28 protein-coding genes are annotated in these 25,610 nt (G+C 64.1%); 15 read left to right on the top strand and 13 right to left on the bottom strand.

Annotation, left to right across the window (positions count from 1 at the left end; genetic code table 11):
* Positions 1 to 259: 259 nt before the first annotated feature.
* Positions 260 to 1,243, top strand: coding sequence for a threonine/serine dehydratase (locus EOA13_RS29130; protein WP_127296945.1), 984 nt, complete (start codon positions 260 to 262; stop codon positions 1,241 to 1,243).
* Between the two features lie 97 nt (positions 1,244 to 1,340).
* Positions 1,341 to 1,940 (top strand): DNA-3-methyladenine glycosylase, encoded by a 600-nt coding sequence (locus EOA13_RS29125; protein WP_127296944.1) that lies wholly within the window; start codon positions 1,341 to 1,343, stop codon positions 1,938 to 1,940.
* An 18-nt stretch (positions 1,941 to 1,958) separates the two neighbouring features.
* Here the strand turns inward: EOA13_RS29125 and EOA13_RS29120 are convergent, their stop codons facing one another.
* From EOA13_RS29120 to EOA13_RS29105, 4 genes are read right to left on the bottom strand one after another with little or no spacing between them, the layout of a single operon-like run.
* Positions 1,959 to 3,095, bottom strand: a complete 1,137-nt coding sequence (locus tag EOA13_RS29120; protein WP_127296943.1) for an ABC transporter permease — start codon at positions 3,093 to 3,095, stop codon at positions 1,959 to 1,961.
* A complete protein-coding gene (locus tag EOA13_RS29115; protein ID WP_127296942.1) occupies positions 3,092 to 4,012 on the bottom strand; it encodes an ABC transporter ATP-binding protein in 921 nt (306 codons plus the stop codon). Before EOA13_RS29115 ends, EOA13_RS29120 begins: the two co-directional genes overlap by 4 nt.
* Positions 4,009 to 4,962: an HlyD family efflux transporter periplasmic adaptor subunit gene (locus EOA13_RS29110; protein ID WP_127296941.1), complete on the bottom strand. Its 954-nt coding sequence runs from the start codon at positions 4,960 to 4,962 to the stop codon at positions 4,009 to 4,011. The genes EOA13_RS29115 and EOA13_RS29110 overlap by 4 nt, the downstream gene beginning before the upstream one ends.
* A complete protein-coding gene (locus EOA13_RS29105; RefSeq protein WP_127296940.1) occupies positions 4,959 to 5,663 on the bottom strand; it encodes a CerR family C-terminal domain-containing protein in 705 nt (234 codons plus the stop codon). The genes EOA13_RS29110 and EOA13_RS29105 overlap by 4 nt, the downstream gene beginning before the upstream one ends.
* 104 nt (positions 5,664 to 5,767) lie before the next feature.
* Here EOA13_RS29105 and EOA13_RS29100 point away from each other — a divergent pair, with 104 nt between their 5' ends.
* The 3 genes from EOA13_RS29100 to EOA13_RS29085 all read left to right on the top strand — a co-directional run bounded on the left by EOA13_RS29100 (position 5,768) and on the right by EOA13_RS29085 (position 8,320).
* Positions 5,768 to 6,241 carry a CYTH domain-containing protein gene (locus tag EOA13_RS29100; RefSeq protein WP_127296939.1) on the top strand — a complete coding sequence of 158 codons (474 nt, stop codon included), beginning with the start codon at positions 5,768 to 5,770 and terminating at the stop codon, positions 6,239 to 6,241.
* A complete protein-coding gene (locus EOA13_RS29095; RefSeq protein WP_127296938.1) occupies positions 6,238 to 7,176 on the top strand; it encodes a CHAD domain-containing protein in 939 nt (312 codons plus the stop codon). Before EOA13_RS29100 ends, EOA13_RS29095 begins: the two co-directional genes overlap by 4 nt.
* 337 nt (positions 7,177 to 7,513) lie before the next feature.
* Positions 7,514 to 8,320, top strand: coding sequence for a lipo-like protein (locus EOA13_RS29085; protein ID WP_127296937.1), 807 nt, complete (start codon positions 7,514 to 7,516; stop codon positions 8,318 to 8,320).
* Positions 8,321 to 8,385: 65 nt separating this feature from the next.
* Here the strand turns inward: EOA13_RS29085 and EOA13_RS29080 are convergent, their stop codons facing one another.
* Positions 8,386 to 9,387: an AraC family transcriptional regulator gene (locus tag EOA13_RS29080; RefSeq protein ID WP_245490521.1), complete on the bottom strand. Its 1,002-nt coding sequence runs from the start codon at positions 9,385 to 9,387 to the stop codon at positions 8,386 to 8,388.
* A 146-nt stretch (positions 9,388 to 9,533) separates the two neighbouring features.
* Here EOA13_RS29080 and EOA13_RS29075 point away from each other — a divergent pair, with 146 nt between their 5' ends.
* The 4 genes from EOA13_RS29075 to EOA13_RS29060 are packed head-to-tail and all read left to right on the top strand — an operon-like array spanning position 9,534 to position 11,007.
* Complete coding sequence (locus tag EOA13_RS29075) at positions 9,534 to 9,677, top strand: hypothetical protein (protein ID WP_023813481.1); 144 nt, start codon at positions 9,534 to 9,536, stop codon at positions 9,675 to 9,677.
* A gap of 11 nt (positions 9,678 to 9,688) precedes the next feature.
* On the top strand, positions 9,689 to 10,033 hold the full coding sequence (locus EOA13_RS29070) for a hypothetical protein (protein WP_127296936.1): 345 nt from the start codon (positions 9,689 to 9,691) through the stop codon (positions 10,031 to 10,033).
* Positions 10,026 to 10,544, top strand: a complete 519-nt coding sequence (locus EOA13_RS29065) for a hypothetical protein (RefSeq protein WP_127296935.1) — start codon at positions 10,026 to 10,028, stop codon at positions 10,542 to 10,544. Before EOA13_RS29070 ends, EOA13_RS29065 begins: the two co-directional genes overlap by 8 nt.
* Before the next feature lie 22 nt (positions 10,545 to 10,566).
* Positions 10,567 to 11,007, top strand: coding sequence for a hypothetical protein (locus tag EOA13_RS29060; protein ID WP_164780398.1), 441 nt, complete (start codon positions 10,567 to 10,569; stop codon positions 11,005 to 11,007).
* 13 nt (positions 11,008 to 11,020) lie between these two features.
* Here the strand turns inward: EOA13_RS29060 and EOA13_RS29055 are convergent, their stop codons facing one another.
* Positions 11,021 to 11,818, bottom strand: a complete 798-nt coding sequence (locus EOA13_RS29055) for a helix-turn-helix transcriptional regulator (RefSeq protein ID WP_127296933.1) — start codon at positions 11,816 to 11,818, stop codon at positions 11,021 to 11,023.
* Between the two features lie 310 nt (positions 11,819 to 12,128).
* Here EOA13_RS29055 and EOA13_RS29050 point away from each other — a divergent pair, with 310 nt between their 5' ends.
* Positions 12,129 to 12,791, top strand: coding sequence for an ATP/GTP-binding protein (locus tag EOA13_RS29050; RefSeq protein WP_245490520.1), 663 nt, complete (start codon positions 12,129 to 12,131; stop codon positions 12,789 to 12,791).
* A gap of 352 nt (positions 12,792 to 13,143) precedes the next feature.
* Here EOA13_RS29050 and EOA13_RS29045 read toward each other — a convergent pair whose 3' ends face one another.
* Positions 13,144 to 14,037, bottom strand: a complete 894-nt coding sequence (locus tag EOA13_RS29045; RefSeq protein WP_127296932.1) for an NAD(P)/FAD-dependent oxidoreductase — start codon at positions 14,035 to 14,037, stop codon at positions 13,144 to 13,146.
* Between the two features lie 113 nt (positions 14,038 to 14,150).
* Between EOA13_RS29045 and EOA13_RS29040 the strand changes: the two genes are divergently transcribed.
* Complete coding sequence (locus tag EOA13_RS29040) at positions 14,151 to 14,816, top strand: TetR/AcrR family transcriptional regulator (RefSeq protein WP_127296931.1); 666 nt, start codon at positions 14,151 to 14,153, stop codon at positions 14,814 to 14,816.
* Between the two features lie 270 nt (positions 14,817 to 15,086).
* Here EOA13_RS29040 and EOA13_RS29035 read toward each other — a convergent pair whose 3' ends face one another.
* The 4 genes from EOA13_RS29035 to EOA13_RS29020 all read right to left on the bottom strand — a co-directional run bounded on the left by EOA13_RS29035 (position 15,087) and on the right by EOA13_RS29020 (position 18,377).
* The gene (locus tag EOA13_RS29035) at positions 15,087 to 16,808 is read right to left on the bottom strand and encodes a SulP family inorganic anion transporter (protein ID WP_127296930.1); all 1,722 of its coding nucleotides are present in this window, start codon (positions 16,806 to 16,808) and stop codon (positions 15,087 to 15,089) included.
* Between the two features lie 69 nt (positions 16,809 to 16,877).
* The gene (locus tag EOA13_RS29030; protein WP_023813472.1) at positions 16,878 to 17,156 is read right to left on the bottom strand and encodes a helix-turn-helix transcriptional regulator; all 279 of its coding nucleotides are present in this window, start codon (positions 17,154 to 17,156) and stop codon (positions 16,878 to 16,880) included.
* A 151-nt stretch (positions 17,157 to 17,307) separates the two neighbouring features.
* On the bottom strand, positions 17,308 to 18,021 hold the full coding sequence (locus EOA13_RS29025; protein ID WP_127296929.1) for a phosphatase PAP2 family protein: 714 nt from the start codon (positions 18,019 to 18,021) through the stop codon (positions 17,308 to 17,310).
* A 14-nt stretch (positions 18,022 to 18,035) separates the two neighbouring features.
* The gene (locus EOA13_RS29020; RefSeq protein ID WP_013528672.1) at positions 18,036 to 18,377 is read right to left on the bottom strand and encodes a hypothetical protein; all 342 of its coding nucleotides are present in this window, start codon (positions 18,375 to 18,377) and stop codon (positions 18,036 to 18,038) included.
* A 172-nt stretch (positions 18,378 to 18,549) separates the two neighbouring features.
* On the opposite strand from EOA13_RS29020, the gene EOA13_RS29015 reads away from it, so the two are divergent.
* Both EOA13_RS29015 and EOA13_RS29010 read left to right on the top strand, forming a co-directional pair.
* Positions 18,550 to 19,944 carry a sensor histidine kinase gene (locus tag EOA13_RS29015; RefSeq protein ID WP_127296928.1) on the top strand — a complete coding sequence of 465 codons (1,395 nt, stop codon included), beginning with the start codon at positions 18,550 to 18,552 and terminating at the stop codon, positions 19,942 to 19,944.
* Entirely contained in the window at positions 19,941 to 20,600 is a 660-nt protein-coding gene (locus EOA13_RS29010) for a response regulator transcription factor (RefSeq protein WP_127296927.1), read from the top strand. Before EOA13_RS29015 ends, EOA13_RS29010 begins: the two co-directional genes overlap by 4 nt.
* A 283-nt stretch (positions 20,601 to 20,883) precedes the next feature.
* On the opposite strand, the gene EOA13_RS29005 is transcribed toward EOA13_RS29010, so the two are convergent.
* Positions 20,884 to 21,366, bottom strand: coding sequence for a hypothetical protein (locus EOA13_RS29005; RefSeq protein ID WP_127296926.1), 483 nt, complete (start codon positions 21,364 to 21,366; stop codon positions 20,884 to 20,886).
* A 558-nt stretch (positions 21,367 to 21,924) separates the two neighbouring features.
* Here EOA13_RS29005 and EOA13_RS29000 point away from each other — a divergent pair.
* Together EOA13_RS29000 and EOA13_RS28995 are read left to right on the top strand one after the other, a co-directional pair.
* Positions 21,925 to 23,928, top strand: a complete 2,004-nt coding sequence (locus tag EOA13_RS29000) for a PhoX family phosphatase (RefSeq protein ID WP_127296925.1) — start codon at positions 21,925 to 21,927, stop codon at positions 23,926 to 23,928.
* A gap of 225 nt (positions 23,929 to 24,153) precedes the next feature.
* Entirely contained in the window at positions 24,154 to 24,378 is a 225-nt protein-coding gene (locus tag EOA13_RS28995) for a hypothetical protein (protein ID WP_013528677.1), read from the top strand.
* On the opposite strand, the gene EOA13_RS28990 is transcribed toward EOA13_RS28995, so the two are convergent.
* Positions 24,370 to 25,560 carry an NAD(P)/FAD-dependent oxidoreductase gene (locus tag EOA13_RS28990; RefSeq protein WP_127296924.1) on the bottom strand — a complete coding sequence of 397 codons (1,191 nt, stop codon included), beginning with the start codon at positions 25,558 to 25,560 and terminating at the stop codon, positions 24,370 to 24,372. The two genes, EOA13_RS28995 and EOA13_RS28990, sit on opposite strands and share 9 nt — an antisense overlap.
* Positions 25,561 to 25,610 lie beyond the last annotated feature (50 nt).

Raw genomic sequence — 25,610 nt, 5'->3', positions numbered from 1 at the left:
CACATGAAACTGGTTCGCCGAAGCGCCAAGCGGTTGGGTTGGCGCGATGCTTCGGCGAACCCATCGTAAGGGGAAAACTGTTACCTATGTATCCGGTTCAAACTGTTACCCATCTATCGGCTGGACACCGGCAGGCAGGCGAGGGGCAGCGCCAACGCCGGTCATAACTAACCAAACTTTGTAACGGTTACATTTTTTCATTGGTGCGTCACATCTGTTTGCGGGCATCATGGAAAGACCCCTGTCCACTGGACCTTACATGACCGCCATAACCCCTCCCGGCATCGCCGACATCCACGCCGCCGCCGCGCGTCTCTCCGGCCTGATCGTTGAAACCCCGTTGATCGAATCGCAGGAGCTGAACAAGCGCTTCGGCGGCCGCATCCTGTTCAAGCCGGAGACGCTGCAGCGCACCGGCTCGTTCAAGTTCCGCGGCGCCTACAACAAGCTGTCATCGCTGAGCGAGGCTGAACGCAGCCGGGGCGTCGTTACCTTCTCGTCGGGCAATCATGCGCAGGGCGTCGCGGCGTCGGCGGCGATGTTCGGCGTCAAGGCGGTGATCGCCATGCCTTCGGACGCGCCGGCGATGAAGATCGCCAACGTCCGCAATATGGGGGCGGAGGTGGTGCCGTTCGACCGCTTTCGCGACGACCGCATGACCGTGGTTCGCCCTTACATGGAAAGAGGCATGGTGCTGGTGCCGCCTTTCGACGACCCGGCCATCATTGCCGGCCAGGGCACGATCGGCCTCGAATTGATGCGCCAGGCGAAAGCGCTTGGCGTCGACCTCGACGCGGTGATCGTCCCCTGTGGAGGCGGCGGCTTGTCGAGTGGCATCTCCGTTGCTGTCAAGGATGCCTCGCCGAACACGGCGGTCTGGGCGGTGGAGCCCGAGCATTTCGACGACACCCGCCGGTCGCTGGCCGCCGGTGCCAGGGTTTCGAACGAGCCCGGCCATAGCTCCATCTGCGACGCGCTGCTGACCGCCGAGCCCGGCCTGATCACCTTCGAGATCAACCGCAGGAACCTCACCGGTGGCATCGCCGTCTCGGACCAGGCGGCGGCGCAGGCGATGCGCGACGCCATGGCCTATCTCAAGCTGGTCGTCGAGCCCGGCGGCTGCGTGGCGTTGGCGGCACTGTCATCGGGCGAGATCGAACTGTCCGGCAAATGCATTGCAGTGGTGCTGTCCGGCGGCAATGTGGATTTCGGGACTTATGCCGGGATCATGGCGGCGGCTTGAAACGGCGATGTCCAAGGGGATCTGATATGGAGTATCTGGCGACACGTTCCGCCTTGGATCACTCCTCGCCCGGCGCCAAATCGTCGCCGCGCTGAGCATGGTTATCTACCGCCCGCTCACGCGTTCCGAGCTGCCCGACGATACGGCATCCCTTGCCCGCTACCTCGTTGGCAAACTCGTGGTGCGCGAACTGCCCGAAGGCATCGCCAGCGGCCGTATCGTCGAGACAGAGGCCTATGTCGTCGGTGATGCCGCCGGGCACGGCTACCGGGGTATGACCCCGCGCAACCGTTCGCTGTTTCTCGACGCTGGGCACGCCTATGTCTATCTCGCTTACGGCATCTCCTACATGCTCAATGTCTCGAGCGAGATGCCAGGGGTCGGAACCGGCGTGCTGATCAGGGCGCTTGAGCCGCTCGAGGGCATTGCGATCATGCGGCACAATCGCGGCATCGAGCGCCTGCGCGACCTGGCGCGAGGACCGGGAAGGCTGACCCAGGCGTTGCGGATCGATCGTTCGCTCGATGGGCTCGATCTTTGCCGCAAAGGCCCGCTATGGCTGGCAACCGATAGCCGCGAATCCGACGAAATGGGGGAGAGCGTCAGGATCGGCATTTCGAAAGATGCGGACCGCCTGCTGCGATTCTATGTCAAGGGAAGCGTGTTCGTCAGCGGTTCAAAATCACTGAACGGGTAGGCGGCTGATGGCTTCGGCCTAATCCAGCGTCCGCCTGAACCGCACCAATGCCACACCGGCAAACAAGGCCACGAACACCACCAGCCAGCCGATCTCGTCTGCCACTGCGGGCAGTTCAGCGCCCTTCAGCATCACGGCGCGGGTGATGCGCAGGAAATGCGTCAGCGGGAATATCTCGCCGAAGATTTGCGCCCAGTCCGGCATGCCGCGATAGGGGAACATAAAACCCGACAGCATGATCGACGGCAGGAAGAAGAAGAAGGTCAGCTGCAGGGCCTGCATCTGCGTGCGGGCGATGGTCGAAATCGTGTAGCCGAGCAGCACCAGCGCCAGCACGAAGATCAGCACGGCGGTCAACAGCAGCGACATCGACCCGGTGAAGGGGATGGCGAACAGCAGCTTCGCCGCCGCCAGCACCACCACCACCTGCACGCCGCCGACCGCCAGATAGGGCAGCACCTTGCCCATCATGATCTCGAGCGGGCTCGACGGCATCGCCAGAAGGTTTTCCATCGTGCCGCGTTCGGTCTCGCGGGTCAGCGCGATCGAGGTCATCATCACCATGGTCATCTGCAGGATGACGCCGAGCAGGCCGGGCACGATGTTGTATTGCGAGATGCCTTCGGGATTGTAGCGCCGGTGTACGACGACATCGAGCTGACCCTTGGCGGCCTCGGCGGCGGCTTCCTGCGTGCCTTGCGCCCTCAGCAGTGCCTGGCTGGCGACGGTGCCGAGCGTCGAGATGGCGCCGCTGGCCACCGCCGGGTCGGTGGCGTCCGCTTCGATAAGTATCTGCGGGTTGTTGCCGCTCTCCACCCTCCTGGCGAAATCGGCGGGGATGGTGACGACAAAGGCGACGTCGCCGCGCGATATCAGGAACTCGGCCTCGGCGGCACTTTGCGCGACATGGTCGAAACGATAGTAGCCGGTGGTCTGCAGCGCCGCGACAATGGCACGAGTGTAGGGATCGTTGCTCGTCGCCACGAGTGCCGCCGGCAGGCTTTTCGGGTCGTTGTTGATGGCGTAGCCGAAAAGCACCAATTGTATCAGCGGCACGCCCAGCATCATGGCGAAGGTGATGCGGTCGCGCCGCATCTGGATGAATTCCTTGGTCAGCAGCGCGCCAAGCCGGGCGAAGGAAAAGACGCTGTTCATGCCATGTTGTCCTTCGACCCGGACATGAACTGGATGAAGACGTCCTCGAGGCTGGTTTCGCCGGGCGAAACTTTCACGCCCTTATGCTCTTTCTCGACGTCGGCGAGTGCGGCTTCGAGCTTCTTCCTGTCCGAGCCGACGACATGCAGCGTCGCGCCGAACGGCGCCACCTGGTCGACGCCGGGGCGGCTCTGGAGCGCTTCGGCGACCTGGTCGAGCCGCGGACCCTGCAGCACAAACGTGGTCAGGCCGGCATTTTTCACCACCTCGGCGACCGTGCCGGTGGCCAGCATCTTGCCGTAGGAGATATAGCTGATGCGGTGGCAGCGCTCTGCCTCGTCCATGTAGTGGGTGGAGACCAGCACGGTCAGCCCGCCGCTGGCGAGGCGATGGATCTCGTCCCAGAACTCGCGCCGCGCCTTCGGGTCGACACCGGCCGTCGGTTCGTCGAGCAGCAGCAATTTCGGCTTGTGCATGATGCAGGCGGCCAGCGCCAGCCGCTGCTTCCAGCCGCCCGACAAGGTGCCGGCCAGCTGGTTGCGGCGCGACGCCAGGCCGAGGTCCTCCAATGTGCGCGCCACATGCTCCTCGACCGGCTTCAACCGGTAGAGCCGCGCCACGAATTCGAGATTCTCGCCGATCGTCAAATCCTCGTAGAACGAGAATTTCTGCGTCATGTAGCCGACTTCACGCTTGATGCGCAGGCTCTCGGTGCGGATGTTGAAGCCGAGCACCGTGCCTTCGCCTTCGTCCGGCGTCAGCAGGCCGCACATGATGCGGATGGTGGTGGTCTTGCCCGAACCGTTGGGCCCGAGAAAGCCGACGATCTCGCCCTCGGCGACCGACATCGTCACATGGTCGACGACGGTCTTGTCGCCAAAACGCTTGACCAAGCCATGGACGTCGATGGCGTTCATTTTGCACTGTCCGCGAGATCAACATCGACGATCTGGCCGGGCTGCAGCGGCCCGGCATCGCCCTCCGGCCGCGCTTCGACCAGATAGACCAGCTTCTGCCGGTTCTCGAGCGAATAGATCACCGGTGGCGTGAACTCGGGATCCGGCGAGACATAGCTGACGCGCGCCTTCACATCCGGGCCGCAGCCGTCGCAATGGACGCCGAGCAAGGTGCCGACCTTGACCGAGGAGAAAGCGTTCTCCGGGATGTAAACGCTGAGCTTGACCGCGCCGTCGGGCAGGATCGAGATGACAGGCGCCGTCGGACCTGATGTATCGCCCGGATTGCGGATGACATCGTTGACGCGGCCCGGCGAAGGCGCTGCCAGCACCCGCTTCGACAGCCGCCATTGCGCCTGCTCCAGGGCCGCCTGCGCCTGCTTGACCTGATTGTCGGCGGCCTTGATCGTTTCGGCCCGTGCCGGCAGGCCGCCGACGGCGAGATTGGCATTGGCCTGACCGACCTGCGCATTGGCCGTCTCGAGCGTGGCCGACGCGGTGTCGAAGTCGGCTTGCGTGCCGGCGCCGCGCTTGAACAGATCGGCGGCGCGGTCGTATTTGCGCTTGGCGTCGGCGGCCTGGGCGCTGGCCATGTCGACCTCGGCCTTCAGCACGGCGATCTCTTCCGGCCGCTTGCCGATCTGCAGGTCGGCCAATTGCGCCTGGGCCTGGGCAAGGCCGGCCTGCGCCTGCGCCACCGCGATTTTTGCGTCGGCACTTTCCAGCGTCACCACGGTCGTGCCGGGCACCACACGGTCGCCGCGCTTCACAGCGACGGTCTCGACCTGCGCCACCTCGATCGGTGCCAAAAGCACGTAGTCGCCTTCGACATAGCCGACGGCCAGCGGGGCTGCCGGGGCACAGGCACTGAAGAGCTGCGCGGCGAGCGGCAGCGAACACAGAAAGCTCATGGTCTTTGCCCCTTTGTCTTTGCACCTTTTCTGGCGGCCAATATGGCCTTGAGATTGCCCGAAGTGACCGCCACCACCTTGGCGGCCTCCGCGGCGCCGATATCGGTCCAGCCCATGCGGCGCATCACCGCCTCGCGGCCGATGCGGAAATAGATGACCTGGCCGATCAGCGTGAACACGGTGAGCCTTGTCGCCTCGCTTTCGGCCGGCTCGCCGGTCGCCTGTTCCCAGAGTTGGCACAGCCGGCGATGGCTCGGCTCGAAGACACCGTCATAGATACGATCGAGGGCTGCCGTTGGATGGGAAAGTTCGCGCAGGATGAACTGCACGATCTCGCCGGCTTGCGGACTGGCCACGACAAAGCCGACCATTCGCTCCAGCGCCGCGAAGAGCTGTGCTTGCGCCGCCTCCGGACCGCCTGGCATCGGCGCCTGCGCATTGCCGAGCGCCTGGCCGGCCACACCCTGGATGGTCTCGACGATAAAGTCTGCGGCAGCGGCACGAAGGCCCTCCTTGCCACCGAAATGATAGGCGATCGAGCCGATATTGGCTCGCGCCTCGGCGGCGATCTCGCGCGTCGAGGTGCCGTCGAAACCCTGACGCCCAAACAGTTTCAGCGCCGCGCGGACAAGCGCCGCACGCGTCATCTCGGCGGGAGATGCTTCGCGGCGAAGGATTTTGGCGTCAGGCTGCTTGATCATGTCGGGTATTTAATCAATCGATTGATTAAAGTCAATCCGTGAACGCCAAACTGTGTACGTCACCGTCTTGCCATGGGCGGCGGCAACCGCTTTAGTGCGCGGCCATGGGCAAGGAAGTCGAACGAAAATTCCTGGTCTCCAGCCCCGCGTGGCTAGAACTGGCCGAGGCGGATATCCGCATTCTCCAGTTCTATCTCGCTGCCGGCCCCGAGCGCACGGTGCGCATTCGCATCAGCGATGGCATTTCCGCCAGGCTGACGCTCAAATTCGGCAGCAAGGCGCGCGAACGCGACGAATTCGAATATTCGATTCCGCTGTCGGAGGCGGTGGAGATGCTGGACTTCGCCATCGGACGTGTCATCGAGAAGACACGTCACCATGTTAGGCACCGTGGCTATCTCTACGAAATCGATGTCTTTGGCGGTCCGCTTGCGGGACTTGTGATCGCCGAACTTGAGACGCCGGAGGACGTGCCGGACGAAATGCTGCCTGATTGGCTCGGCCGCGAAGTCACCGGCGAGTCAAAATTCTACAACGCGTCGCTCGCCCTTGGGGGGATACCGGAGATCGCCGCATGAGCTTTCGTATCGATCCGCGCCTGCCGCTGACCGGCGAGGTCAGGCGTATCCTTGCCGAGGAAATCGGCAAGGCGCTGCATCACCTTGACGCCGCACGGAGCCGGCCGGAACAGGCGCTGCACAAATGCCGCAAGCGGCTGAAGAGCACTCGTGCCTTGCTGCGGCTTGTTCGTTCCGGCAACGAAACGTTTTGCGAGACCGAGAACCAGTGCTATCGCAATGTGGCCGGCCTGCTTGCCGGTCCGCGCGAGGCGACTGCGCTGATCGAGACCATCGACCGGCTGGCGGCGAGCTTTCCCAAGGAGAGCGCCGACGATGGGCTTACTGCTGCGCGCGACAGGCTGATCGCGCGCCAGCATGAACTGCACGAAGGCAGCGGGCTCGAAGCGGCGATCGGCGCGGCGACCGCCGCTTGCGAGGATGGCCTCAAACGCATCGAAGCGCTGGCCTTGCCCGACCAGCCGGAACAGGCGGCCGACGTGCTTGCCGAAGGTGCCCGCGTCACGCTGCGCCGTGCCAGGAAGGCGCTCGACAAGGCCGGATCGCGGGGCGCGGCCGATGATTTCCACGATTTGCGCAAGGCGGCCAAGACCCACGGCATGCATCTGTCGCTGCTCGGCAGGCTGTGGCCGACACCGATCAAGGCCCGGCGCAAGGCGGTCGACGAACTGGGCGAGCGGCTGGGCGACCTGCACGATGTGCTGGTGATGCGCGCGCTGCTCGAGGCCGACGACCAGCCGCTCGGGCCGCCCGAGGACACGAAACTTCTGGGCAAGCTGTTGAAACGGTCGGAGAAGCAGCTGAAGAAGAGCTGCCTTGCCGAGGCGGCCGAACTGTTCGGCGACAGTCCCAAACGCTCGACACGCAAACTGGCCCGCAAGGCGCGCGACGATCTGGCTGCGCCGCCGGAAGAGGCCGCGGCGACGGCAAGTTGACTTGGCGCCTTTCCTCTCCCTCCGGAGGGGGGAGAGGTGGCGCTGCAAAGCAGCGACGGAGTGGGGGAAGCCATTCGTCAAACGCGCCGCCGCCTGCAAGACAGGCACAAACCCCGCGAGCAAGGTCGACCCCCACTCCGTCGAGCTTCGCTCGACACCTCTCCCCCGATCGACGGGGGAGAGGAAAAGCGCGCGTTCACCGGCTTCATTCCTCTGCCTTCAGCGGGGAGAAGGCGGCCGCAAAGCGGCCGGATGAGGGCCTGCGCCCTATCAGCAACCCTGTCGCTCCACCCGTGCGCTAGCCCTCATTACCCGCGGATGCTAATCGCCATGGAACATGACCGAGCCCGGCGACACGCTTCTGGATCGACTTGGCCGCTGGCTTGCCGGCCGGCTGCAGGAAGAATCGTCCGGCTACGAGCCCTACACACCGTCCGATGCCGAAACGCTGCGCCGCACGCTTGAGCCCGGCGACATCCTGCTGATCGAGGGCAACCAGAAGATCTCGGCGGCGATCAAATACCTGACCCAGTCGACCTGGTCGCATGCGGCCTTCCATGTCGGCGACGCCTTGCCAGAGCCGCAAGACGGCTCGGAGCGGCCGCGGCTGATCGAGGTCACGCTCGGCGAAGGCTGCGTCGCTGTGCCATTGTCGCGCTACCGCACCTACAACACCCGCATCTGCCGGGCGAGCGGGCTGGCGCCGGAGGATCGCGACAAGGTCGTCGCCTTCATGATCGGCAAGCTCGGCCTGAAATACGACCTCAAGAACATTTTCGACATGCTGCGTTTTTTCTTCCCGACACCGCCGGTGCCGGTGCGCTGGCGCCGCCGCATGCTGGCCTTCGGCTCCGGCGACCCGACACGGGCGATCTGCTCGACGCTGATCGCCGAGGCCTATAGCCAGATCCGCTATCCGATCCTGCCCGAGATCACCCGTGCGCCCGGCCGCGCCTCGGCGCAGTCGAATTACTCGCGCAAGGAAATCCTGCACATCCGCCACCACTCGCTCTACACGCCGCGCGATTTCGACCTGTCGCCCTATTTCCGCATCGTCAAACCGACGCTGGAATATGGTTTCGACTACCGGGCGGTGACCTGGGACGACAATCTTGCCGATCCCGGGACGAAGGCCGCCGAATAAACGCGATCAAATGAGTCCAACCGCGTGGACGGCCCGGGAGCGCGCCGGCCGGCGGCGCTTTGGCGTCAGTGCTTGCAAGCCGCGGCCCGCACGTCCGAGGGAGTAGCGTCATAACGCCGACGGAACGCCCGGTTGAAATAGGAAAGGTCGTTGAAGCCGGCCTCGTAGGCGATCGCGGTGATGCTGCGTCCGGCACGGCGTGGATCGCCGAGCATGCGATGGGCGCGCGCCAGCCGCTGGTTCATCATGAAATCAATTAAGGATGTGCCATCGCTCTCGAACAGCTTGCGGACGTAGCGGGCCGACAGTCCGTGGCGGGCGGCGACGTCCTGCGCCGACAGGTCGACATGGCCACCATGCGCGACGATATCGGCCTTGATGGCGCGCAAGCGGGCAACGCTGACGCCGCGGCCGCGCGCGATCTGGGCCGCATCCCTGGTCGCTCCCATGGCGAGTGCGGCAAGGTCGAAGACATGCGTCGCCGCAAGGTGGCAGGCCTCCGCGGTCAACTCGTCTCCGACCTCCTGGATCGAGCTGATATAGTCGAGCAACAGCCGCATCGCCCCGCTCTGGGTCGGCAAGGGCCGCATAAGGACCGCGGCCGGATCGCCGATCAGAGGCGAAAGCTGCTTGCGCGAAAAACTGAGATTGACGAAGCGGAACCCGCCGGCGCCGATCAGGTTGAGGCCAACCTCTTCACCGCTCATCATCAGCGCCTGGCCGTTGCCGACCGCCTCCTCGCGGCCGCGATGCTTCATCACACTGCCCCCGTCGAGGGCCGCCAGAAGAACGAAGTCGTCGTTGTCGATCAGCGACGACGTATGATGCACCCGGAATTCCGACGAGCTGCCGGTGGCGATGCCGAGGCCCGGCAACGCGCGCACCCGCATGTCGATCTGCGCCGGCGCCAGCGGATCGAGGTCCACCCTCAGAACGGTGCGGCCGTAAACCTCGCGCGTAATCTCGACGCGATCCCGCTCCGGAAACATCTCCGTCGCCAGCCTGAACGAAGCTGACGGCCCCATCGTCGCAGTCATCGACACCCCCATGCCCAAGAGCGCGGTCATATGCGCCGCGGCCTGCAAAACGTCAATCCCGGGCCGTTTTGGCCGCTTTCAGTGCCGTTCTGTCCAAGCTGACCCCCTTGGATGCCCCTAGTTTGCGGCGCGATTCCGAAACCGGAACCGCATTGGCGGCAATCCAAGGGGGCACGATGTTTCATTTGCAACTGTTCAAGACGCTGTCGGCACTGGCCGCGGCAGGCTTCAATCCGCGCGTCTATCTGCTGTCGATCGCCTTGGGCAACGCGGTGACCGATCATCGCGAGGCCAAGCTGCCGCCGCGCGCTGCCCGATGATGAGCAGCACCATGAAAAAGATCATTATCCTGGCCCTGACCATTGCCCTGGCGGGCTGCCAAACGGGCCAGGCCGACAACAAGCCGGCATCGATCGCGAGTGCGGCCGGCAGCAAGAAGGCCCAGAACGAACAGACGAAGGAAACGACCTGCGCCGATGCCGCCAAGAAGGCGGCGAAGGCGCAGACCAATGCGGCTCTGCTCGGCGGTGTCCTGTCGATGGCGGGGGGTCTTGGGGGTCTGGCTGGCAATGGTGGGGTCATTGCCGGCCAGGCCGCCTCGATCGGCGGCTCGGTTCTGCAGTCCCAGGCGACGAGCAGTGCCCGGGCCGGCATTGCGGAGGATTGTTATGGCTGAGCGGCGTTTCGCAGCCATGCGCCGGCTGGCCGGCGCGCTCGCACTTGCCGGCATGATCTTCGACAGCCCGCAGGCCTTGGCGCTGACAGCGCGGGATGCGTCGGCGGTCGTCGGCCTGATCGAGGCCTTGCAACCCGAATTCGGTCAGTTCGCCTATGACGAGGAGATCGTCGCCGACTGGTACGAGCGCGATGCCGCGGACAAGGGCTTGATTGACACAGCCGGTTTCACCGCCGACAGCTGGAAGATCGCGCTTGGCGAGACCATGCGCGGGTTCCTGGCGACGATGCCGGTCGCAGAACTCGATGCCATTTTCGCCAAGCTCAGGAATGCCATATCCGGCATGAAGGAGCTGACCGACGCACAGAAGACAGAGACCATCGCCGCCATCGACGAAGAGGTCGAAGGGTTGATGGCTTTGCGGGCCGAGGGCGACCCCTTCGCCGATGTCGTCAGGCCGCTGACGCCAAAAATCCGCAGCCTCATCCTCGGCCCGGCGATGGGGCGATAGGATGTTGGGCAACAGGAAACGAGTGGCGGGAAAAGCAACTCCGAGCGGCGGCATCGAGGCCGAACATCGCGGCATTTTTCCAACCACGGCACGTGTCAGGCGGGGCAGCCCGATCGCGATGCTTATCTGCCTGCTGGCGTCCAGCTGCAGCCAGACGGCCGCCAGCCCGCCGATCACGCCAGACCAGCATGCGCAATTGGCGGAGCTGGCGGCCGGCCCGGACTCGCCGGAGGGCCTTGGCGGGGCCCTGGCTGCAGTCGAGGCGACCAGGAAAATGCAGGACTGCAGGGCCAGCATGAACGAGACGGCCGGGCAGATGAAGACCATGGGCGCGGTCAATGGCGCGGTCGGCATCGCCGGCCGCATGGCAGGCCCAGGCGGCAAGACAGCGGCGAAAATGGTGGCGGTCGGCATCGCCAGGGCCGTGCGCGGCAAGCTCAGCCGCCAGATGCAATCGTGCTGAGACGATTGGCCGATCAGGCCGGCAGCGGCCGCCGTGTCTTGGCGGCCGGATCGGTTGCTCTCGCACCGGCATCGCGCGGATGCGGCCCGATCGGCATGATCGCCGGAAACGGCGTTGCACCAAAGGCAAACGTCCATTTGTAGCCGACCAGCCCGTCTTCCGGCGTCGTGTGCTGGTCGTGATGGGCCAGCAGTTTGGCGCGATCGGCGAGGTCCTGCGCCTCGCGTCGCACCATCTCCGCCGTCTCCGGCCGCATCCGCCTCGAGAAGCTGACGAAGGTCGCTTCGTTGTCGATATGGGTGATCGCCCAGCCGATGAAGTTCTTGTTGGTCATCTCGAACAGCGGCCTCAAGGGTCCTTCGAAATTCCATTGGATCGGTGTCTCGACAAGCAATCTCGCCGTGAGCCCGCGGCCGAGCGCGACCAGGCCGAGCTCCTCGAGATCGCGCAGATAGAGGAACATCGAGGCTTCGCTCAGGCCTTGCGAGCGCATGATGCCTTCGGGCGTGAATTTTTCCGACAGCATGACGAAAATGAACAACAGCGCCGGCCGGCCGGCGAGCTTGCGCTCGATCTCCGGCGCGATGTGGTTGACCGGACCTGGCCCCCGATTCATCGAGCCGAGCACGTTTTCCAGCTCGACGCCGGCGGCGGCGCAGATCTCCACCAGCCGGTCGAGCTTGCAGTTGCGCTCGTGGAAGATGCGCTTCACCGTCGGCTCGGAAACCCCCATGCGTTCGGCAAGCTCGCGATAGGTGACGCCCTTCGCCTTCAGCGTCCGCTTCAACGCGTCGAAGATAAGGCCGTTCATGGAATGCACCTCTTGCCGTGGGTTTCGTATCGACTTTCGATACTAGAGGTTATCGACCTTTCCGGAAAGTATCGAAAATCATAGCTCTCCGCCGTCATCACAGGAGAGCAGCCATGAACACCCTCGTCACATCAGCCTTTCTCGCCGTCATCGGCATCGCAGGCGCGCCTGCCGCCGAGGCTGGAGAACTCTGGCGCGCCACCGGCCTCGACAACCGGAATCGGCACTGTTCGACGCAGCCAACAATCGCCTTATCGTTTCCAATATCGTCGGCAATCCCGGCGACGCCGACGGCAACGGCTATCTCAGCGTGCTGTCCGTGGACGGCAGGACGGTCACCCGGCACTGGACCGACGGCATGGACGCGCCCAAGGGTATGGCGATAGCGGGCGGCAAGCTCTATGTCGCCGACATCACCAAGGTTCGCGTCGTCGACCTCGCCAGCGGCAAGCTCGTCGCCAGCATCACGGTACCGAACGCTGTTTTCCTGAACGACATGACATCCGACCAATCAGGCAACGTCTATGTCACGGACATGCTGGCCGACGCCATCTACCGCATCGACAGCGACCGGCCGGAACTGTTCGTCAGGGACCCGATGCTGGCTTCGCCCAACGGCGTCTTCGCCGATGGCGACAGGCTGATCGTCGCCTCCTGGGGCAAGGACATCAAGTCCGACTTCAGCACGGCGGAGCCGGGTGGGCTGCTGTCGGTCGACATCGCCAGCAAGGTGGTTTCGCCCTTGCCGGGCGCGCAGAAATTCGCCGATCTCGATGGCGTCATCGCCATCGGCGACACCATCTACGCCACCGCCTACATGACCGGCACGCTCCACCGCTATCAAGCCGGCGGCGCGCCGGAAGCGTTGGCGCACTTCAAACCGGGCAGCGCCGACATCGGCACCGACGGCAAGTCGATCCTCTATGTGCCGTTGATGAACGAAGGCGAGGTCGTGGCGCTGAAGCTCGACTGAGAGCCATGATCGGTGCCTCAGGGGCCGATCTCCGAGACGTTCGCCAACAGCCGATGGACTGTCGTTCATCGGCGAGGATTGCCAACTCGAACTCTTATTGTGGCTAGTAAACGACGTCGCCCGGATCGGCCCGCCAAGCGCCAATAGCGGACATTGCCGAGCAGATATTTTGATGTCGCCTTTGGGCCGGTAGCAGTCCGTCAGCTTTTAGTTGAGGCATCGAAAGCGGACATCGGGTTGCGGGCGTACCGACGGCTCAATTGGGGCCGGCAGCAGACTGGCTGGTATTGTCGGGCAGCCGACGGTGGCGACGAAGTAGGGAGGCCGGTGCGGGAGAGGGGAATCTGTGTTCTCAAACCAGCATCGACTGCTGGGCGGAGATACCCGCCGTCGCGCCTTGCGATATTGCCGTGGTGACCGAGGCCATGGCCGGGTTCGCAAGATCGCCGGCAGCATAGATGCCGGGCGTGCTGGTTTCGCGGCGCTCATCGACCTTGATGGCGATGCCGAGGGGCGTATTGACCGTGGCGAGGCCCACTAATTCATGCAGGCTTGCGGACGGCTTGTTGCGCGGATGCGCGAACAGGATGTCGACCGCGGCATTGCGGCCGCTCTCGAGATTAACGGTGGTGATATGGCCCCGATGATGGGCGATTTCGGCGATCCGGCCATCAACGACAGGTATGTTGCGGCGCGCCAGATCGGCCCGAACATCGGGTGAAATGTCGTGACCATCGGCGAAGACCGTCAACGTTTCGGTCCAGTCGTGGTACAGCCTGACATAATTGTGCGACGGCGGGCCGGACCAGACGAGACCCCAATGCTGGTCGGCGACTTCAAAGCCATCGCAATAGGGGCAGGGCACGATGGATGTGCCCCAGCTTTCGGCAAAGCCCGGAACATCAGGCATCTGGTCGGCGACGCCATAACTCAGGATCAGGCGGCGCGCCCCAAGGCGTTCGCCATCGCCAGTGAGGACGGAGAAATCGTCGATGGTGCCGGAGATGCTGTCGGCCCGGGCATTGACCAGCCTGATCGTGGGATAACGCGCCAGTTGCTGCCGCGCTTCGGCCAGGATGTCCAGCGGTGGCTTGTGATCGTGGCCGAGCAGACCATGCGAATGGCCGGCGAAGCGGTTGCGCGGCAGGCCGGTATCGAGAACGGTGACCTTGCGACGGGCACGTCCGAGCTGCAGGGCGGCGGCGAGACCGGCAAAGCTGCCGCCGATGATGATGACGTCATCCATGGTGATGGGCTCCGTGTGTGGATGAGGGGCTGGCTGGGCTTGGCTTGCACATTTTTGACACTGCGTGGTATCGTAATTCAAGAATTATGATACTGTCAAGGACTGGAATTGTCGTGACCGAAAACAGCCAGGGCCGGCGCGGCCGGCCCGCCAATGAGGCGCTTGGCCAAACGATAGTCGACGCCGCGTGCGAACTCTTTGAGGAATTGGGTTTTCATGCGACCACATTGGACAAGGTCGCCCAGAGAGCGAAGATATCCAAGCTCAGCATCTATCGGCACTTCGAGAACAAGGAGGCGCTGTTCAGCGCGGCCATCGCGGCCCGCTGCCATCAGTTTGCACCGCAGGCCCTTTTTGAAGGCGTCGACGGTTCGGCCGAAGATCAGCTGATGGCGGTGGGATCATCCCTGCTTCGCACGCTGTTGAACCCGGACGTCCGCAGTGTCGAAGCCATGATCATGGCCGACAAGACGAATCAAAAGTCGTTAAGCAAGCTCCATTACGAAGCCGGCCCCGCCCATGTCATCGCCCAAATCGAGGCCCTGTTGCGTCAGTTGCACGCGAAGGCGGTTCTGAACGTGACCGATCCTCTCCGGTCCGCCCGCCTGTTTGCCGCGCTTATCAAAGGATCCGATCTCCTGATTATCGCACGCTTCGATGAGGCGAGAGCAGAGGACGACAACGAAATCGAATCCTATTGCCGGTCGGCCGTCGCCATGTTCATCGCCGCGCACGGTGGCACGACCACCCGGGCGGATAGCCTAGGAGTACTTGCATGATATTTGGGGCTCGCATTGACATCAACGCGACTATTATCGTTGGGCAGCGGGCTGACCGGCGGCGTAACCTGCTACCACCCCATTCGAGGCCTTAGTGCTGGCTTAGCAGACCGTCAGCTTTCGGGAATCTGCAACGGTGGTCTGAATGGCGGAAACGAGGGCGCAAAGCGGCCGTTCACGTCGCGCCGTGCGTGAGTCAAACCAGGGCCAAAACGTTTGCGTTCAACCGGCGGACACCTGTGTGGCCCGCCGACCGGCAAATCCCGATTTCTACTCTGCCTCCAGCTTCCCTTTCAGCTGCGCCCGCGCATCCTTGATCGAGGCGGCATAGGTCACCAGCGGGCGCTTGACGCCGTGGTTGATCAGCATACGCCGGATCTGCGGCGCGGCACCTGATATGATGAAGCGGACGCCGGCGCGTTTCGCCTTGTGGGCGGCGCCCTCGATGACGTTGGCCGCCGTCGAATCGAAGAACGGTACGGCCGAGCAATCGAGGATGAAGTTTTTGCGCTGGTCGGCGATGCGGTCGAGCACGGTGCCGACGGTCGACGCGGCGCCGAAGAAGAAGGCGCCCGAGATGCGGTAGACGACGGTGTCGGCGTCGGTCGCCTCGCTGGCATCGTAGGCGTTGGTGCTGTCGGCGACATCCTCCTGCACCAGCGGCTGATCGGCCTCGACCGCAATCGACTTGGCCATGCGGTCGATGAACAGGATCGACCCCAGCACGAAGCCGACGACGATGCCTTCGGTGAGATCGCGGAAGATGACGAGCAGGAAGGTCGCCATCAGCACCAGCGCATCGCCGCGCGAGGCACGCAGCAAGGTGGCGAAGGCCTGTTTCTCGAACATGTTCCAGCACACGACGGCCAGCACGCCGGCAAGGGCGGCGAGCGGGATGTAGCTGGCGAGCGGCGCCGCCACCAGCATCAAAGCGAGCAGGATGGCTGAGTGGACGATGCCCGAAACCGGTCCGTGGGCGCCGGCCCGCACATTGGTCGCCGTGCGGGCGATGGTGCCTGTGGCGCAGATGCCGCCGAACAGGGCAGACGCGATGTTGGCGAAGCCTTGCGCCACCAGTTCGCAGTTGGAACGGTGACGCCGGCCCGTCATGCCGTCGGCGACCACGGCCGACAGCAGCGATTCGATGGCGCCCAGCAAGGCGAAGGCGATGGCATCCGGCAGCACGTCAATAATCCTGTCCAGGCTGACCGGTGGCAGAGCGGGCATTTGCAGGCTGCGCGGGATGCCGCCAAAGCGGGTGCCGATCGTCTCCGCCGGCAACGAGAGAAGCGCCACGACCAGCGATGCCAGCCCGATGGCGATGAGCATTGCGGGCCATGTCGGCCGCCAGCGCTTCAGGCCGGCGATGGTGACGATGGTCAACACCGCCACCAAGGTCGCCGCCGGGTTGATGGTGCCGGCCGCCTCGGCGACCGCGATCAGCTTCGGCACCAGCGGTCCGGGCTCCTTGCCGGCAAGCGTCAGCCCGAACAGTTCGACGATCTGTCCCGAAAAGATGATGACGGCGATGCCGGCGGTGAAGCCGACCGTCACCGGATAGGGAATGAACTTGATGTAGGTGCCGAGACGGAGATAGCCGATGGCGAGCAGGAAGACCCCTGCCATCATCGTTGCCAAAAGCAGCCCATCGATGCCGACACGGGCAACCGTCGCTGCCACCAGCACAATGAAGGCGCCGGCCGGACCGCCGATCTGGAAGCGGCTGCCGCCGAGCGCCGAAATGATGAAGCCGCCGACGATCGAGGTGTAGAGGCCGCGCTCGGGAGCCACGCCCGAGGCGATCGCGATCGCCATCGACAAGGGCAGCGCGACGATGGCGACCGTCAGCCCGGCAATGGCGTCTGCCTTGAAGTCGGCGACCGTGTAGCCCTCGCGCCAGACCGTCACCAGCTTCGGTGTGAACAATTCGGAAAATGTCGGCTTTACCGACCTGTGGGCCGGTTCATGCACTGCCCGCTGCGTCTGATCCATGGACTGCCTTTCGCACCCTGAAAGGCGGCGGGATCGTCGGCAGGGCTGTCGGCGGTCGCCGTCGCGACTTTATGCCGGCTCAGCCTTGGGACCCCGCGGCACGGCAGGCTTGAGGCGCACGCCCCGGCCGCCGCGCTCGCTGGTCTGGTTCTCGCCGATCAGCTCCACCCCGGCCTCGTCGAGAGCCTGGATGACCTTCATCAGCGTGTCGACCACGCCCCTGACCACGCCATCGCTCGCCTCCATGCGCTGGATGGTCGGAAGCGAAACGCCGGCGCGCTCGGCGAGCGTCTTCTGATCGATGCCGGCCAGCGCCCTTGCGGCACGCATCTGCGCGGCAGTGATCATCGGCTGGAATCCCCGTCTGAGTCTGCAAAAATGAGGTATAATATCATTATTGTGATGTTTCAAGCGTTAGTATGAACGTCTGGGGCGTAAGGCGCGGCGCATTGACTGACCATTTTTTCAGATACTTTCCCGGGCTGATCAGCCGGCTGATCTAGTCTCCAGTCTCGCCGTCCGGATGCTGCCCACGCCATCGCTGCCACGCCCGGGCAGCGAGCCAGCAAAGCATCGCCCAGACGAAGCCCGCGCACCAGCCGGCAAGCACGTCCGATGGCCAGTGGACGCCAAGATAGATGCGGCTGATGCCAACCAGCAGCGTCGTCAGCACCGCCAGCGACAGCACATAGATCTTCGTCGTTCGACCGGGCAGGAAGCGTGCCGCCAGCGCGCCGAGCGTCAGATAGGTCACCGCCGACAGCATGGCGTGGCCGCTCGGAAAAGACAGCGTCGTTTCGTTGACGAGATGCGAGACGAGTTCGGGGCGCGGCCGGTCGATGCCGGCTTTCAGCAGGCTCGACAGCACCTGACCGCCGGCCACCGCCACGAAGATGAAAAGGGCGGTCGCCGGCCTGCGGATAAGCAGGAGATAGACGATTACCGCCGTCACGATCAGCACCAGCACGCTGCCGCTGCCAAGGCTGGTGATGTCGCGCATCGCCCCTTGCAGCCACAGCGGGCCGATCGGGCTGTCAGGGCGGCCCGCCTGGCGGAAGGCGAGCAGGATCTCGGTGTCGAAGCTATGTGGCGTGGCGGCGCGCGCCACCTCCATCAGCTCCTCGAATCCCCACAGGCCGGCGGCGATGACCAGGCCGGCCAGCAGCACCGGGAATTCAACCCGGTTGAGCAAAGCGTTCGCGGCGTTCTTCATCGGCAATTCGCCCGTTACAGCCGGCCTTGCAGATAGGGTCCGAGCGTGATCAGCGCCACTGCGGCGATCGCCAGCATGATGCCGGTCGCCTGCAGCGCATTGACGCGCTCGCCGAAGAAGACCAGCGCCACGACGTTCACCGAGACCAGCTGGATGACGGCAGACAGGCTGAACGATACCGACATGCCGAATTCGCGGATCAGCCGCAGCATGATCAGATTGCCCAGCGAATAGAGCGCCAGCGTCAGCGCGATCTTGCCAAGGCTCGGCGCCAGGCCCCATTGCTTGGCGGCTGTCGCCGCCAGCAGGAAAATGACCGTCGAAAAGCCGAGCTGCAGCAATCCCGAAAAACTCAACGTTTCGTCCCCTCTCGAAGCGGCTCCCGCCGCGTGTGTCGCGGACGTTGTTTCCCAAGCGCGCCGGGACGTCAAGCGACCTTGACCAAACGAAGCTCTTGGCAATGGCAAGCCGGAAGCTCAAAGTACTACCATCGCCCAATCTGTCGGTTCGAAGGGCGGTCAGGGGCTCATGATTCGCAGTTTTCAAAACCTGGTGCGGCGCTGGAGCGAGCTTTCCCTTGCCCTGCAATTCGTCGTTGCCGGCGGCTTTGGCCTGCTGGCCGTCATGTTGGTGGTCGGCACCTGGGTGACGGCGCAGATCCGGGACGGCGTCATCCGCAATTCGGCCGCCACGACGGCGCTCTATGTCGACAGCGTGATCGCGCCGCTGCTTCCCGACTTGCGCAAGGAGCAGGAGCTCAGCGAATCCGTCAAGCAGGCGCTGGACGAGACGCTTGGCCAGGGCGCGCTTGGCAAGCGCCTCGAATCGTTCGTGCTCTGGCGCCGCGACGGGACGGTTCTCTATGCCAAGGAGACGGCCCTGATCGGCCGCCGCTTCGGTCCGAGCGACAATCTGCGTTCCGCCTTCGAAGGCAACGTCGTCGCTGAATTCAATACATTCGATGTTGATGAACGCGAGGAGAAGGCTACCGGCTTGCCATTGCTGGAGATCTACAATCCCGTGCGCGAGCCCTGGTCGGGCGAGGTGGTGGCGGTCACCGAGTTCTATGAGATCGCCGATGATTTCCAGGCCACCCTGGCGTCCGCTCTGTGGTCGAGCTGGCTGATCGTGGCTGGCGCGACCCTGGCGGCATTCCTGCTCCTGTCGGGCATCGTCCTGCGCGGCAGCCGCACCATCGACGATCAGCGTGGGGCGCTGCGCCGCCAGGTGTCGGAGCTGCAGGGTCTGGTGGCGCAAAACAGTGCCTTGCGACTGCGCGTGCAGCGGGCCTCTCGCCGCGCCACCGCGCTCAACGAAAGATATCTGCGCCGCATCGGCGCCGACCTCCACGACGGCCCGGCCCAACTCGTGGCCCTGGCGGCGCTGCGCATGGACAGCCCGATATTTTCCAGCGATGGCCATTCGGGCGAAAGCCGTTCGACCGAGGTCGCGATGATCCGCAAGACGCTGGAGGATGCGATGCGCGAAATACGCGGCATCTGCACCGGCCTTGTCCTGCCGCAGATCGAGACGGCTGCCGCAACCGACATTTTGCGGCTGGCCGTCAAGGAACACGAGCAGAGGACGGGAACGTCGGTGAAGCTGACGCTGGCCGGACAGTTGCCGGAACCGGGCGCCTCCGAGAAGATCAGCATCTATCGTTTCGTTCAGGAAGGGCTGAACAACGCCTATCGCCACGGATTGGGCAAGGATCAGGCGGTGAGTGCCGGGATGAAAGGTGGCAGGCTTTTCGTCGAAGTGTCGGACGGCGGGCCGGGTTTCGATCCGGCGGCACGGGTCGAGGGCCTCGGGCTCGCCGGCCTCAGGGAGCGGGTCGAAAGCATTGGCGGACAATTCGAAACCTTGACCGGGCCGCAAGGTACGCGTTTGGTGATCCGCCTGTCGGTCGAGGAGCAAGCATGACTGGGACCATCCGCATCGCCATTGTCGACGATCATCCCCTCTTTCGCGAAGGTGTGACGCGCAGCCTGTCGGAAATCGGGGGCTTCGAGATGGTTGGCGAGGGCGCCACGGCGCAGGATGCCGAACGCCTCGCCGCGACGGTGCGGCCCGACATCTTGCTGCTCGATATCTCCATGCCGGGCGGCGGGCTGACCGCGGTCGCAAGCATCCTCGCCAGCCATCCCGCCCAGAAGATCGTCATGCTGACCGTTTCAGAGGCCAATGCCGATGTGACCAAGGCGCTGAACGCAGGGGTGAATGGCTATGTCCTCAAAGGCGTCGGGTCGCGCGGGCTCGCCGACATCCTGCGCAATGTCGCAGCCGGCGAAAGCTATCTGTCGCCGACGCTGTCAGCCCGGCTGCTTTCGGATCTCCAGTCCCAGCAGCCGACCGACGGCATGGCGGAACGGCTGCGGCAGCTCACCGATCGGCAAACGGAGATCCTGCGGCTGGTGGCGGAGGGGCTGAGCAACAAGGAAGTCGCCTTGCGGCTTGAGCTGCAGGAGAAGACCGTCAAGCATCACATGACCGGGGTGCTGTCGAAGCTCAATGTGCGAAACCGCACCGAAGCGGCCTTGATGATGCGTGAGTTGCGCGACCGCGACAGGCCTTCCTAAAGCATTTCACCGTTTCACGGAAACGGCGAGCTGCTCTAACTCTTTGTTTTCACGCAATTCTAGACGGAAACCGCTTCACATTTTTCCTAGAATTGCTCTAGGCCAGGTACGGGGAAAATGCGCAGCGGTTTCCCGTCCTGGATTGCGCAAAAGCGCGTCGCGCCTCGCGACTGCAATCATTGCGGTGCCGAAAACCGGGATGACGCCGGCCGAAAACGAGGTCACCTCCGCCGGGGGGCGGCGGAGGTGACGTGCAAAGCTGACCGTTGCCTGTTGGCCAGCTTCACAAGCCCTTGAGACGATTGGCGTCGGCCGGGGTAGCCTGGCGGTCGATGATCGTGCGACCGAGCGCGTCCTTCATGCTGAAACGTCCGTTCTCGAGCTTTTCCGTTATGCCGTCGGGATGCCGGACCGTGATCTTGTTGCCGGTCACGTCGACCTTGTCACCGGTCTTTGCATTGACATGGCTTCCGCTCTTACCCTGATTGGATCCCGATTTGCCGTTATTGCCGTTATTGCCGCTGTTGCCATTCCCATTGCCGTTGCCGTTGCCGCTATTACCGCCATTGCCCCCGCCGGAATTGCCGCCGTTGCCGCCACCGCCACCACCACCACTGTTACCGCCACTCTTGGCGTAAGCGCTGGCGGTCTGGATGCCGGAAACGGAGCCGTCCAGGACAATTTGGTAGGGAGCAATCGTCAACGCCAGCGCCGCTGCCGATTTGAGCGCCAGCCGGCAACAACGGGTCGTGACCGATCTGTGCATTTTGATCTCCGACGACTGAGCCCGGCGCGCCCCACCCCAACGCTGCAGTGCAACAACATTGCCGAAAGACGCAGCGCCCGGAAGCGACCTCCGACCGTTGCGGTTGTCAACTAGGACCTTTGCAAGCGCAAGATTGGACTGAAGTCCCAAGCGTATGCTACATTAGCTTTGCATGAACGGCGCCGCGACCGCCATCGCTAAACGGGAGACTCGCTTTCCCGACGCCTGACGACGGCAGACGCCGAACATCAAGTCACCTCCGCCGGGGGCGGCGGAGGTGACTTGTCGAGCCGGCTTTGTCCGTTGATCCGTTGGCAACGACTGACGTCATGCGCCATTGCAGGATGCGCGCGAAACATGCCGCCGAAGGTCTCCTTCCTCTCGAAAAGACGATTCCGGAGCGGCTCACGGCCTTCGGGAATGCTGAGCCAGCGCTGCGCGCAATGCCTGTCGCATCTGAAAGGTCTCCCGATGTCACGAAAATGTGACCCGGCGATTATAAGGGGGTCAACAGGTACCCCACGCTCCAGCCAACCCGACAGCCAGAGGCAAGCCACGATGACTGACCTTCGCTCCCCCGACACCCGATTCCGCACCAGCCTGCTCGAGGAAAACGACGGCCCGGCGATCAACGCCTCCGACAACCGCACCATGGGCGAGATCATCGCCGCGCGGTTCTCGCGCCGCGGCTTCCTCAAGGGCTCGCTGGCCGTCTCGGCCATCGCCGCCACCGTCAGCCCGCTGGCGCTGATCAGCGCCGACGAGGCCAGGGCAGCGGGAGGCTCGGCCTTCGCGTTCGACGAACTCGAGGCCGGCATCGACGACAAGCACCATGTCGCGTCGGGTTACGATGCCGATGTCCTGCTGCGCTGGGGCGATCCGTTGTTTGCCGATTCGCCCGACTTCGACCCGACGAAACAGTCGGCCGAGGCCCAGGCGAAACAGTTCGGCTACAACAATGACTATGTCGGCTACATCCCGATCGACGGCTCGGCCGAACATGGCCTGCTGGTAGTCAACCACGAATACACCAATCCGCATCTGATGTTCCCGGGCATCGTGAAGATCGTCGAAAAGGACGGCAAGAAGTCGGCCGAAGTCGCACCCCTCTCGAAGGAGCAGGTCGATGTCGAGATGGCCGCCCATGGCGGCACCATCGTCGAGATCCGCAAGGACGGTGGCAAATGGCAGGTGGTGCGCGACGGCAAGCTCAACCGCCGCATCACCTCCAACACCGAAATGGCGCTGTCCGGCCCGGTTGCCGGCCATGACCGCGTCAAGACCAATGCCGATCCGTCCGGCACCAAGGTGTTCGGCACGTTCAACAATTGCGCCGGCGGCGTCACGCCCTGGGGCACCTATGTGATGGCCGAGGAGAACATCCATGGCTATTTTTCCGGCGAGCTGCCGGAAGGCCACAAGGAAGCCGCGAACTACAAGCGTCTCGGCATTCCCGAAGGCGCCTATGAATGGGCGGCGCACTACGAGCGTTTCGACCTCGCCAAGGAACCCAATGAGGCCAACCGCTTCGGCTGGATCGTCGAGGTCGATGTCAGCGACCCGACCTCGACGCCGAGGAAGCGCACCGCCATGGGCCGCTTCAAGCATGAGGGCGCCGAATCGATCGTCGCCAGGGACGGCCGCGTCGTCTTCTATCTCGGTGACGACGAGCGCTTCGACTATGTCTACAAGTTCGTGACCAGGGCCACGTTCAATCCGAACGACCGTGCCGCCAACAAGGACCTGCTCGACGATGGCACGCTGCATGTCGCCAAGTTCGCCGAAGACGGCACGGTCGAATGGCTGCCGATCGTCTTCGGCCAGGGGCCGCTGACGGCTGAAAACGGTTTTGCCGGCCAGGCCGACGTGCTGATCGAGACGCGCCGCGCCGCCGACCTGCTCGGCGCCACCAAGATGGACCGCCCGGAAGACGTCCAGCCCAATGGCGTCAACGGCAAGGTCTATGTCATGCTGACCAACAATTCGAAGCGCAAGGCCGAACAGGTCGACGCTGCCAACCCGCGCTCCGAAAACGCCTTCGGCCACATCATCGAAATCGCCGAGGACGGCGGCGATTTCACCGCCGCCAAGGGCAAGTGGGAAGTGCTGCTGAAATGCGGTGATCCGGCGGTTGCCGATGTCGGCGCCACCTTCTCGACAGCAACGACGGCCAATGGCTGGTTCGGCATGCCCGACAATTGCGCGGTCGATTCGGCCGGGCGTCTCTGGGTCGCGACCGACGGACAGGGGCCGAAGGCCACCGGCCGCACCGATGGCCTGTGGGCAGTGGACATCGAGGGCGCGGCGCGGGCGACCTCGAAACTGTTCTTCCGCGTGCCGATCGGCGCCGAAATGTGCGGTCCGCTGTTTGCGCCCGACGACCAGACCGCCTTCGTCGCCGTCCAGCATCCGGGCGACGGCGGAGAGGACTGGGAAGCGTTCGGACGCCCCTCTTACTATGAGGACCTGTCGACGCGCTGGCCCGACTTCAAGCCCGACATGCCGGTGCGGCCGTCGGTGGTCGCCATCACCAGACAGGGCGGCGGCAAGATCGCGGTCTGATTGCCCACTCGCATGGGCAGCAGCGGAGCAGAATTTGCACCGCTGCTGCGCCTTGAAGCCGCGGCATGTATCCCTTGGGCTGCGGAGCAGCTCCAGGGGTCTGCGCCGCGTCGCTTCGCTCCTTGCTCCGCCCCAGGATGACGAGGCGACGGGTGAAGTCGGTCAAGCCTCGGGAAAGATTGGCAATTTAAACGTGGCGCTCTAGGTCTTTATCAGGAGATCGCCATGTCGAAGTCCGTCTATGACCGTGGCTTGCTCAAGCCAGCCGATATCGCCAAGCTGCAGCGCGTGTTCGACGAGGCCTGCCGGCGGCGCGAGGCACATCCCGATTCCGCCGACGCGCGGGAAATCGCGCTTAACCTGCTCGCCCTGCACAATGCCGGCATGGTGGAAGAAGACATGCTGATGGAAGCCGTCGGTTTCCGGCGGCTGGAACCGAAATCAGCGTGATGCGCTGGATTGGTGCGGGGCCGACCTTGCAATTCGTTTGGCGATCGCCTTGGCCAGGATGCCGGCATTGGCGAAGCAGCCGCGAATGCTTGGCCGCATGCCGGTGAACCACAGACCGGGCAATTTTGGATCGGCTTCGCCACCGTTGAAGAGCGGAACGCCCTTGGCGTCGAGCACGCCGAGCTTGCCGACCATGGGCTCCAGCCCGGTGCGGTAGCCTGTCGCGGCAATGACGATGTCGGGATAGATCAGGCTGCCATTGGCCAGGATCACGCCGTCACGGGTGAATTCCCGTATGCCCGGCACGACGGTGATCTTGCCGGCCTTGATGGCGCTGACGGCGCCGTCATCGGCGGCGATCGCGGTATAGTCCGAGGTCAGGCGGCTGGCGCCGCCCGCAGGCGCGGGCGGCAGGCCGAATTTGGTCAAGTCGCCGAAAACCAGCCGCTGGGTTGCCGCCATCACCGCATCGGCGAGCCGCAAAGGCAGGCGCGCCATGAACGGCGAAAGCCGGTGCACGGCGATCTTGGCAATCCGCTTGGGCAGCAAAGCGGGGCCGCTGCGGGCCGACAGCCAGATGGCGGCCGTGTCTATGCCGGCCAGATGATTGAGCGCATCGAAGCCCGAATTGCCGGCGCCGACGACCAGCACTCTTTGGCCCGCATAGGCTTGCGCGTCACCGAAATCCGCCGAATGGATGATGCGCCCGACGAAATCCTTCATGCCTTTCCATTCGGGGGTGAATGGCTGCCTGTCGCGGCCGGTGGCGATGACGACATTGCGGGCGAAGCGCAGTCCGGCGCTGGTGCGCAATGCCCAGTGATCGCCCTTGAAGGTGATCTCTTCGACCGCGACGCCAAACTGCACCGGCAGCCGGTTCTCCTTCTGGAAATCGTTCATGTGGCGGATGACGACCATCCTTTGCGGAAAGGCGGGCGTGCCAGGGGGAAAGGCGAGACCAGGCAGCGAAGAAAGATCGCGATGGGTGTTGAGATGCAATTGCTGGTGGCGCCGGTGCCAGGGCTCGGCCAGCCGGCTTTCCTTTTCCAGGATCGCCGTCGGCACGCCGGCGTTCATCAAGGCATGCGCGGCGGCCAGCCCGGCAGCACCGGCGCCGACGACTATTGCCGGCTCGACCATGGCCGGCAGATCCGCAACCGATCTGATTGTCGTATCCGTCATTCACTCGAATCCCATTGGACGTCCCGCCGCAAGGCTCGCAGGACGCTGTA

Source organism: Mesorhizobium sp. M7A.F.Ca.US.011.01.1.1 (assembly GCF_003998295.1).
Taxonomy (GTDB): domain Bacteria; phylum Pseudomonadota; class Alphaproteobacteria; order Rhizobiales; family Rhizobiaceae; genus Mesorhizobium.
Note: the sequence above shows the minus strand (reverse complement) of the source record. Positions and strands in the feature narration are given on the sequence as shown.

Coding starts and splice junctions, on each gene's coding strand:
- EOA13_RS29115 (WP_127296942.1), bottom strand. CDS start 4,012: ATGAACGCCATCGACGTCCATGGCTTGGTCAAGCGTTTTGGCGACAAG.
- EOA13_RS29005 (WP_127296926.1), bottom strand. CDS start 21,366: ATGCACAGATCGGTCACGACCCGTTGTTGCCGGCTGGCGCTCAAATCG.
- EOA13_RS29025 (WP_127296929.1), bottom strand. CDS start 18,021: ATGAAGAACGCCGCGAACGCTTTGCTCAACCGGGTTGAATTCCCGGTG.
- EOA13_RS29095 (WP_127296938.1), top strand. CDS start 6,238: ATGAGCTTTCGTATCGATCCGCGCCTGCCGCTGACCGGCGAGGTCAGG.
- EOA13_RS29125 (WP_127296944.1), top strand. CDS start 1,341: ATGGTTATCTACCGCCCGCTCACGCGTTCCGAGCTGCCCGACGATACG.
- EOA13_RS29110 (WP_127296941.1), bottom strand. CDS start 4,962: ATGAGCTTTCTGTGTTCGCTGCCGCTCGCCGCGCAGCTCTTCAGTGCC.
- EOA13_RS29120 (WP_127296943.1), bottom strand. CDS start 3,095: ATGAACAGCGTCTTTTCCTTCGCCCGGCTTGGCGCGCTGCTGACCAAG.
- EOA13_RS29045 (WP_127296932.1), bottom strand. CDS start 14,037: ATGGATGACGTCATCATCATCGGCGGCAGCTTTGCCGGTCTCGCCGCC.
- EOA13_RS29000 (WP_127296925.1), top strand. CDS start 21,925: ATGACTGACCTTCGCTCCCCCGACACCCGATTCCGCACCAGCCTGCTC.
- EOA13_RS29065 (WP_127296935.1), top strand. CDS start 10,026: ATGGCTGAGCGGCGTTTCGCAGCCATGCGCCGGCTGGCCGGCGCGCTC.
- EOA13_RS29075 (WP_023813481.1), top strand. CDS start 9,534: ATGTTTCATTTGCAACTGTTCAAGACGCTGTCGGCACTGGCCGCGGCA.
- EOA13_RS29085 (WP_127296937.1), top strand. CDS start 7,514: ATGACCGAGCCCGGCGACACGCTTCTGGATCGACTTGGCCGCTGGCTT.
- EOA13_RS29070 (WP_127296936.1), top strand. CDS start 9,689: ATGAAAAAGATCATTATCCTGGCCCTGACCATTGCCCTGGCGGGCTGC.
- EOA13_RS29080 (WP_245490521.1), bottom strand. CDS start 9,387: ATGACCGCGCTCTTGGGCATGGGGGTGTCGATGACTGCGACGATGGGG.
- EOA13_RS29100 (WP_127296939.1), top strand. CDS start 5,768: ATGGGCAAGGAAGTCGAACGAAAATTCCTGGTCTCCAGCCCCGCGTGG.
- EOA13_RS29035 (WP_127296930.1), bottom strand. CDS start 16,808: ATGGATCAGACGCAGCGGGCAGTGCATGAACCGGCCCACAGGTCGGTA.
- EOA13_RS29030 (WP_023813472.1), bottom strand. CDS start 17,156: ATGATCACTGCCGCGCAGATGCGTGCCGCAAGGGCGCTGGCCGGCATC.
- EOA13_RS29015 (WP_127296928.1), top strand. CDS start 18,550: ATGATTCGCAGTTTTCAAAACCTGGTGCGGCGCTGGAGCGAGCTTTCC.
- EOA13_RS29130 (WP_127296945.1), top strand. CDS start 260: ATGACCGCCATAACCCCTCCCGGCATCGCCGACATCCACGCCGCCGCC.
- EOA13_RS29055 (WP_127296933.1), bottom strand. CDS start 11,818: ATGAACGGCCTTATCTTCGACGCGTTGAAGCGGACGCTGAAGGCGAAG.
- EOA13_RS28990 (WP_127296924.1), bottom strand. CDS start 25,560: ATGACGGATACGACAATCAGATCGGTTGCGGATCTGCCGGCCATGGTC.
- EOA13_RS29010 (WP_127296927.1), top strand. CDS start 19,941: ATGACTGGGACCATCCGCATCGCCATTGTCGACGATCATCCCCTCTTT.
- EOA13_RS29105 (WP_127296940.1), bottom strand. CDS start 5,663: ATGATCAAGCAGCCTGACGCCAAAATCCTTCGCCGCGAAGCATCTCCC.
- EOA13_RS28995 (WP_013528677.1), top strand. CDS start 24,154: ATGTCGAAGTCCGTCTATGACCGTGGCTTGCTCAAGCCAGCCGATATC.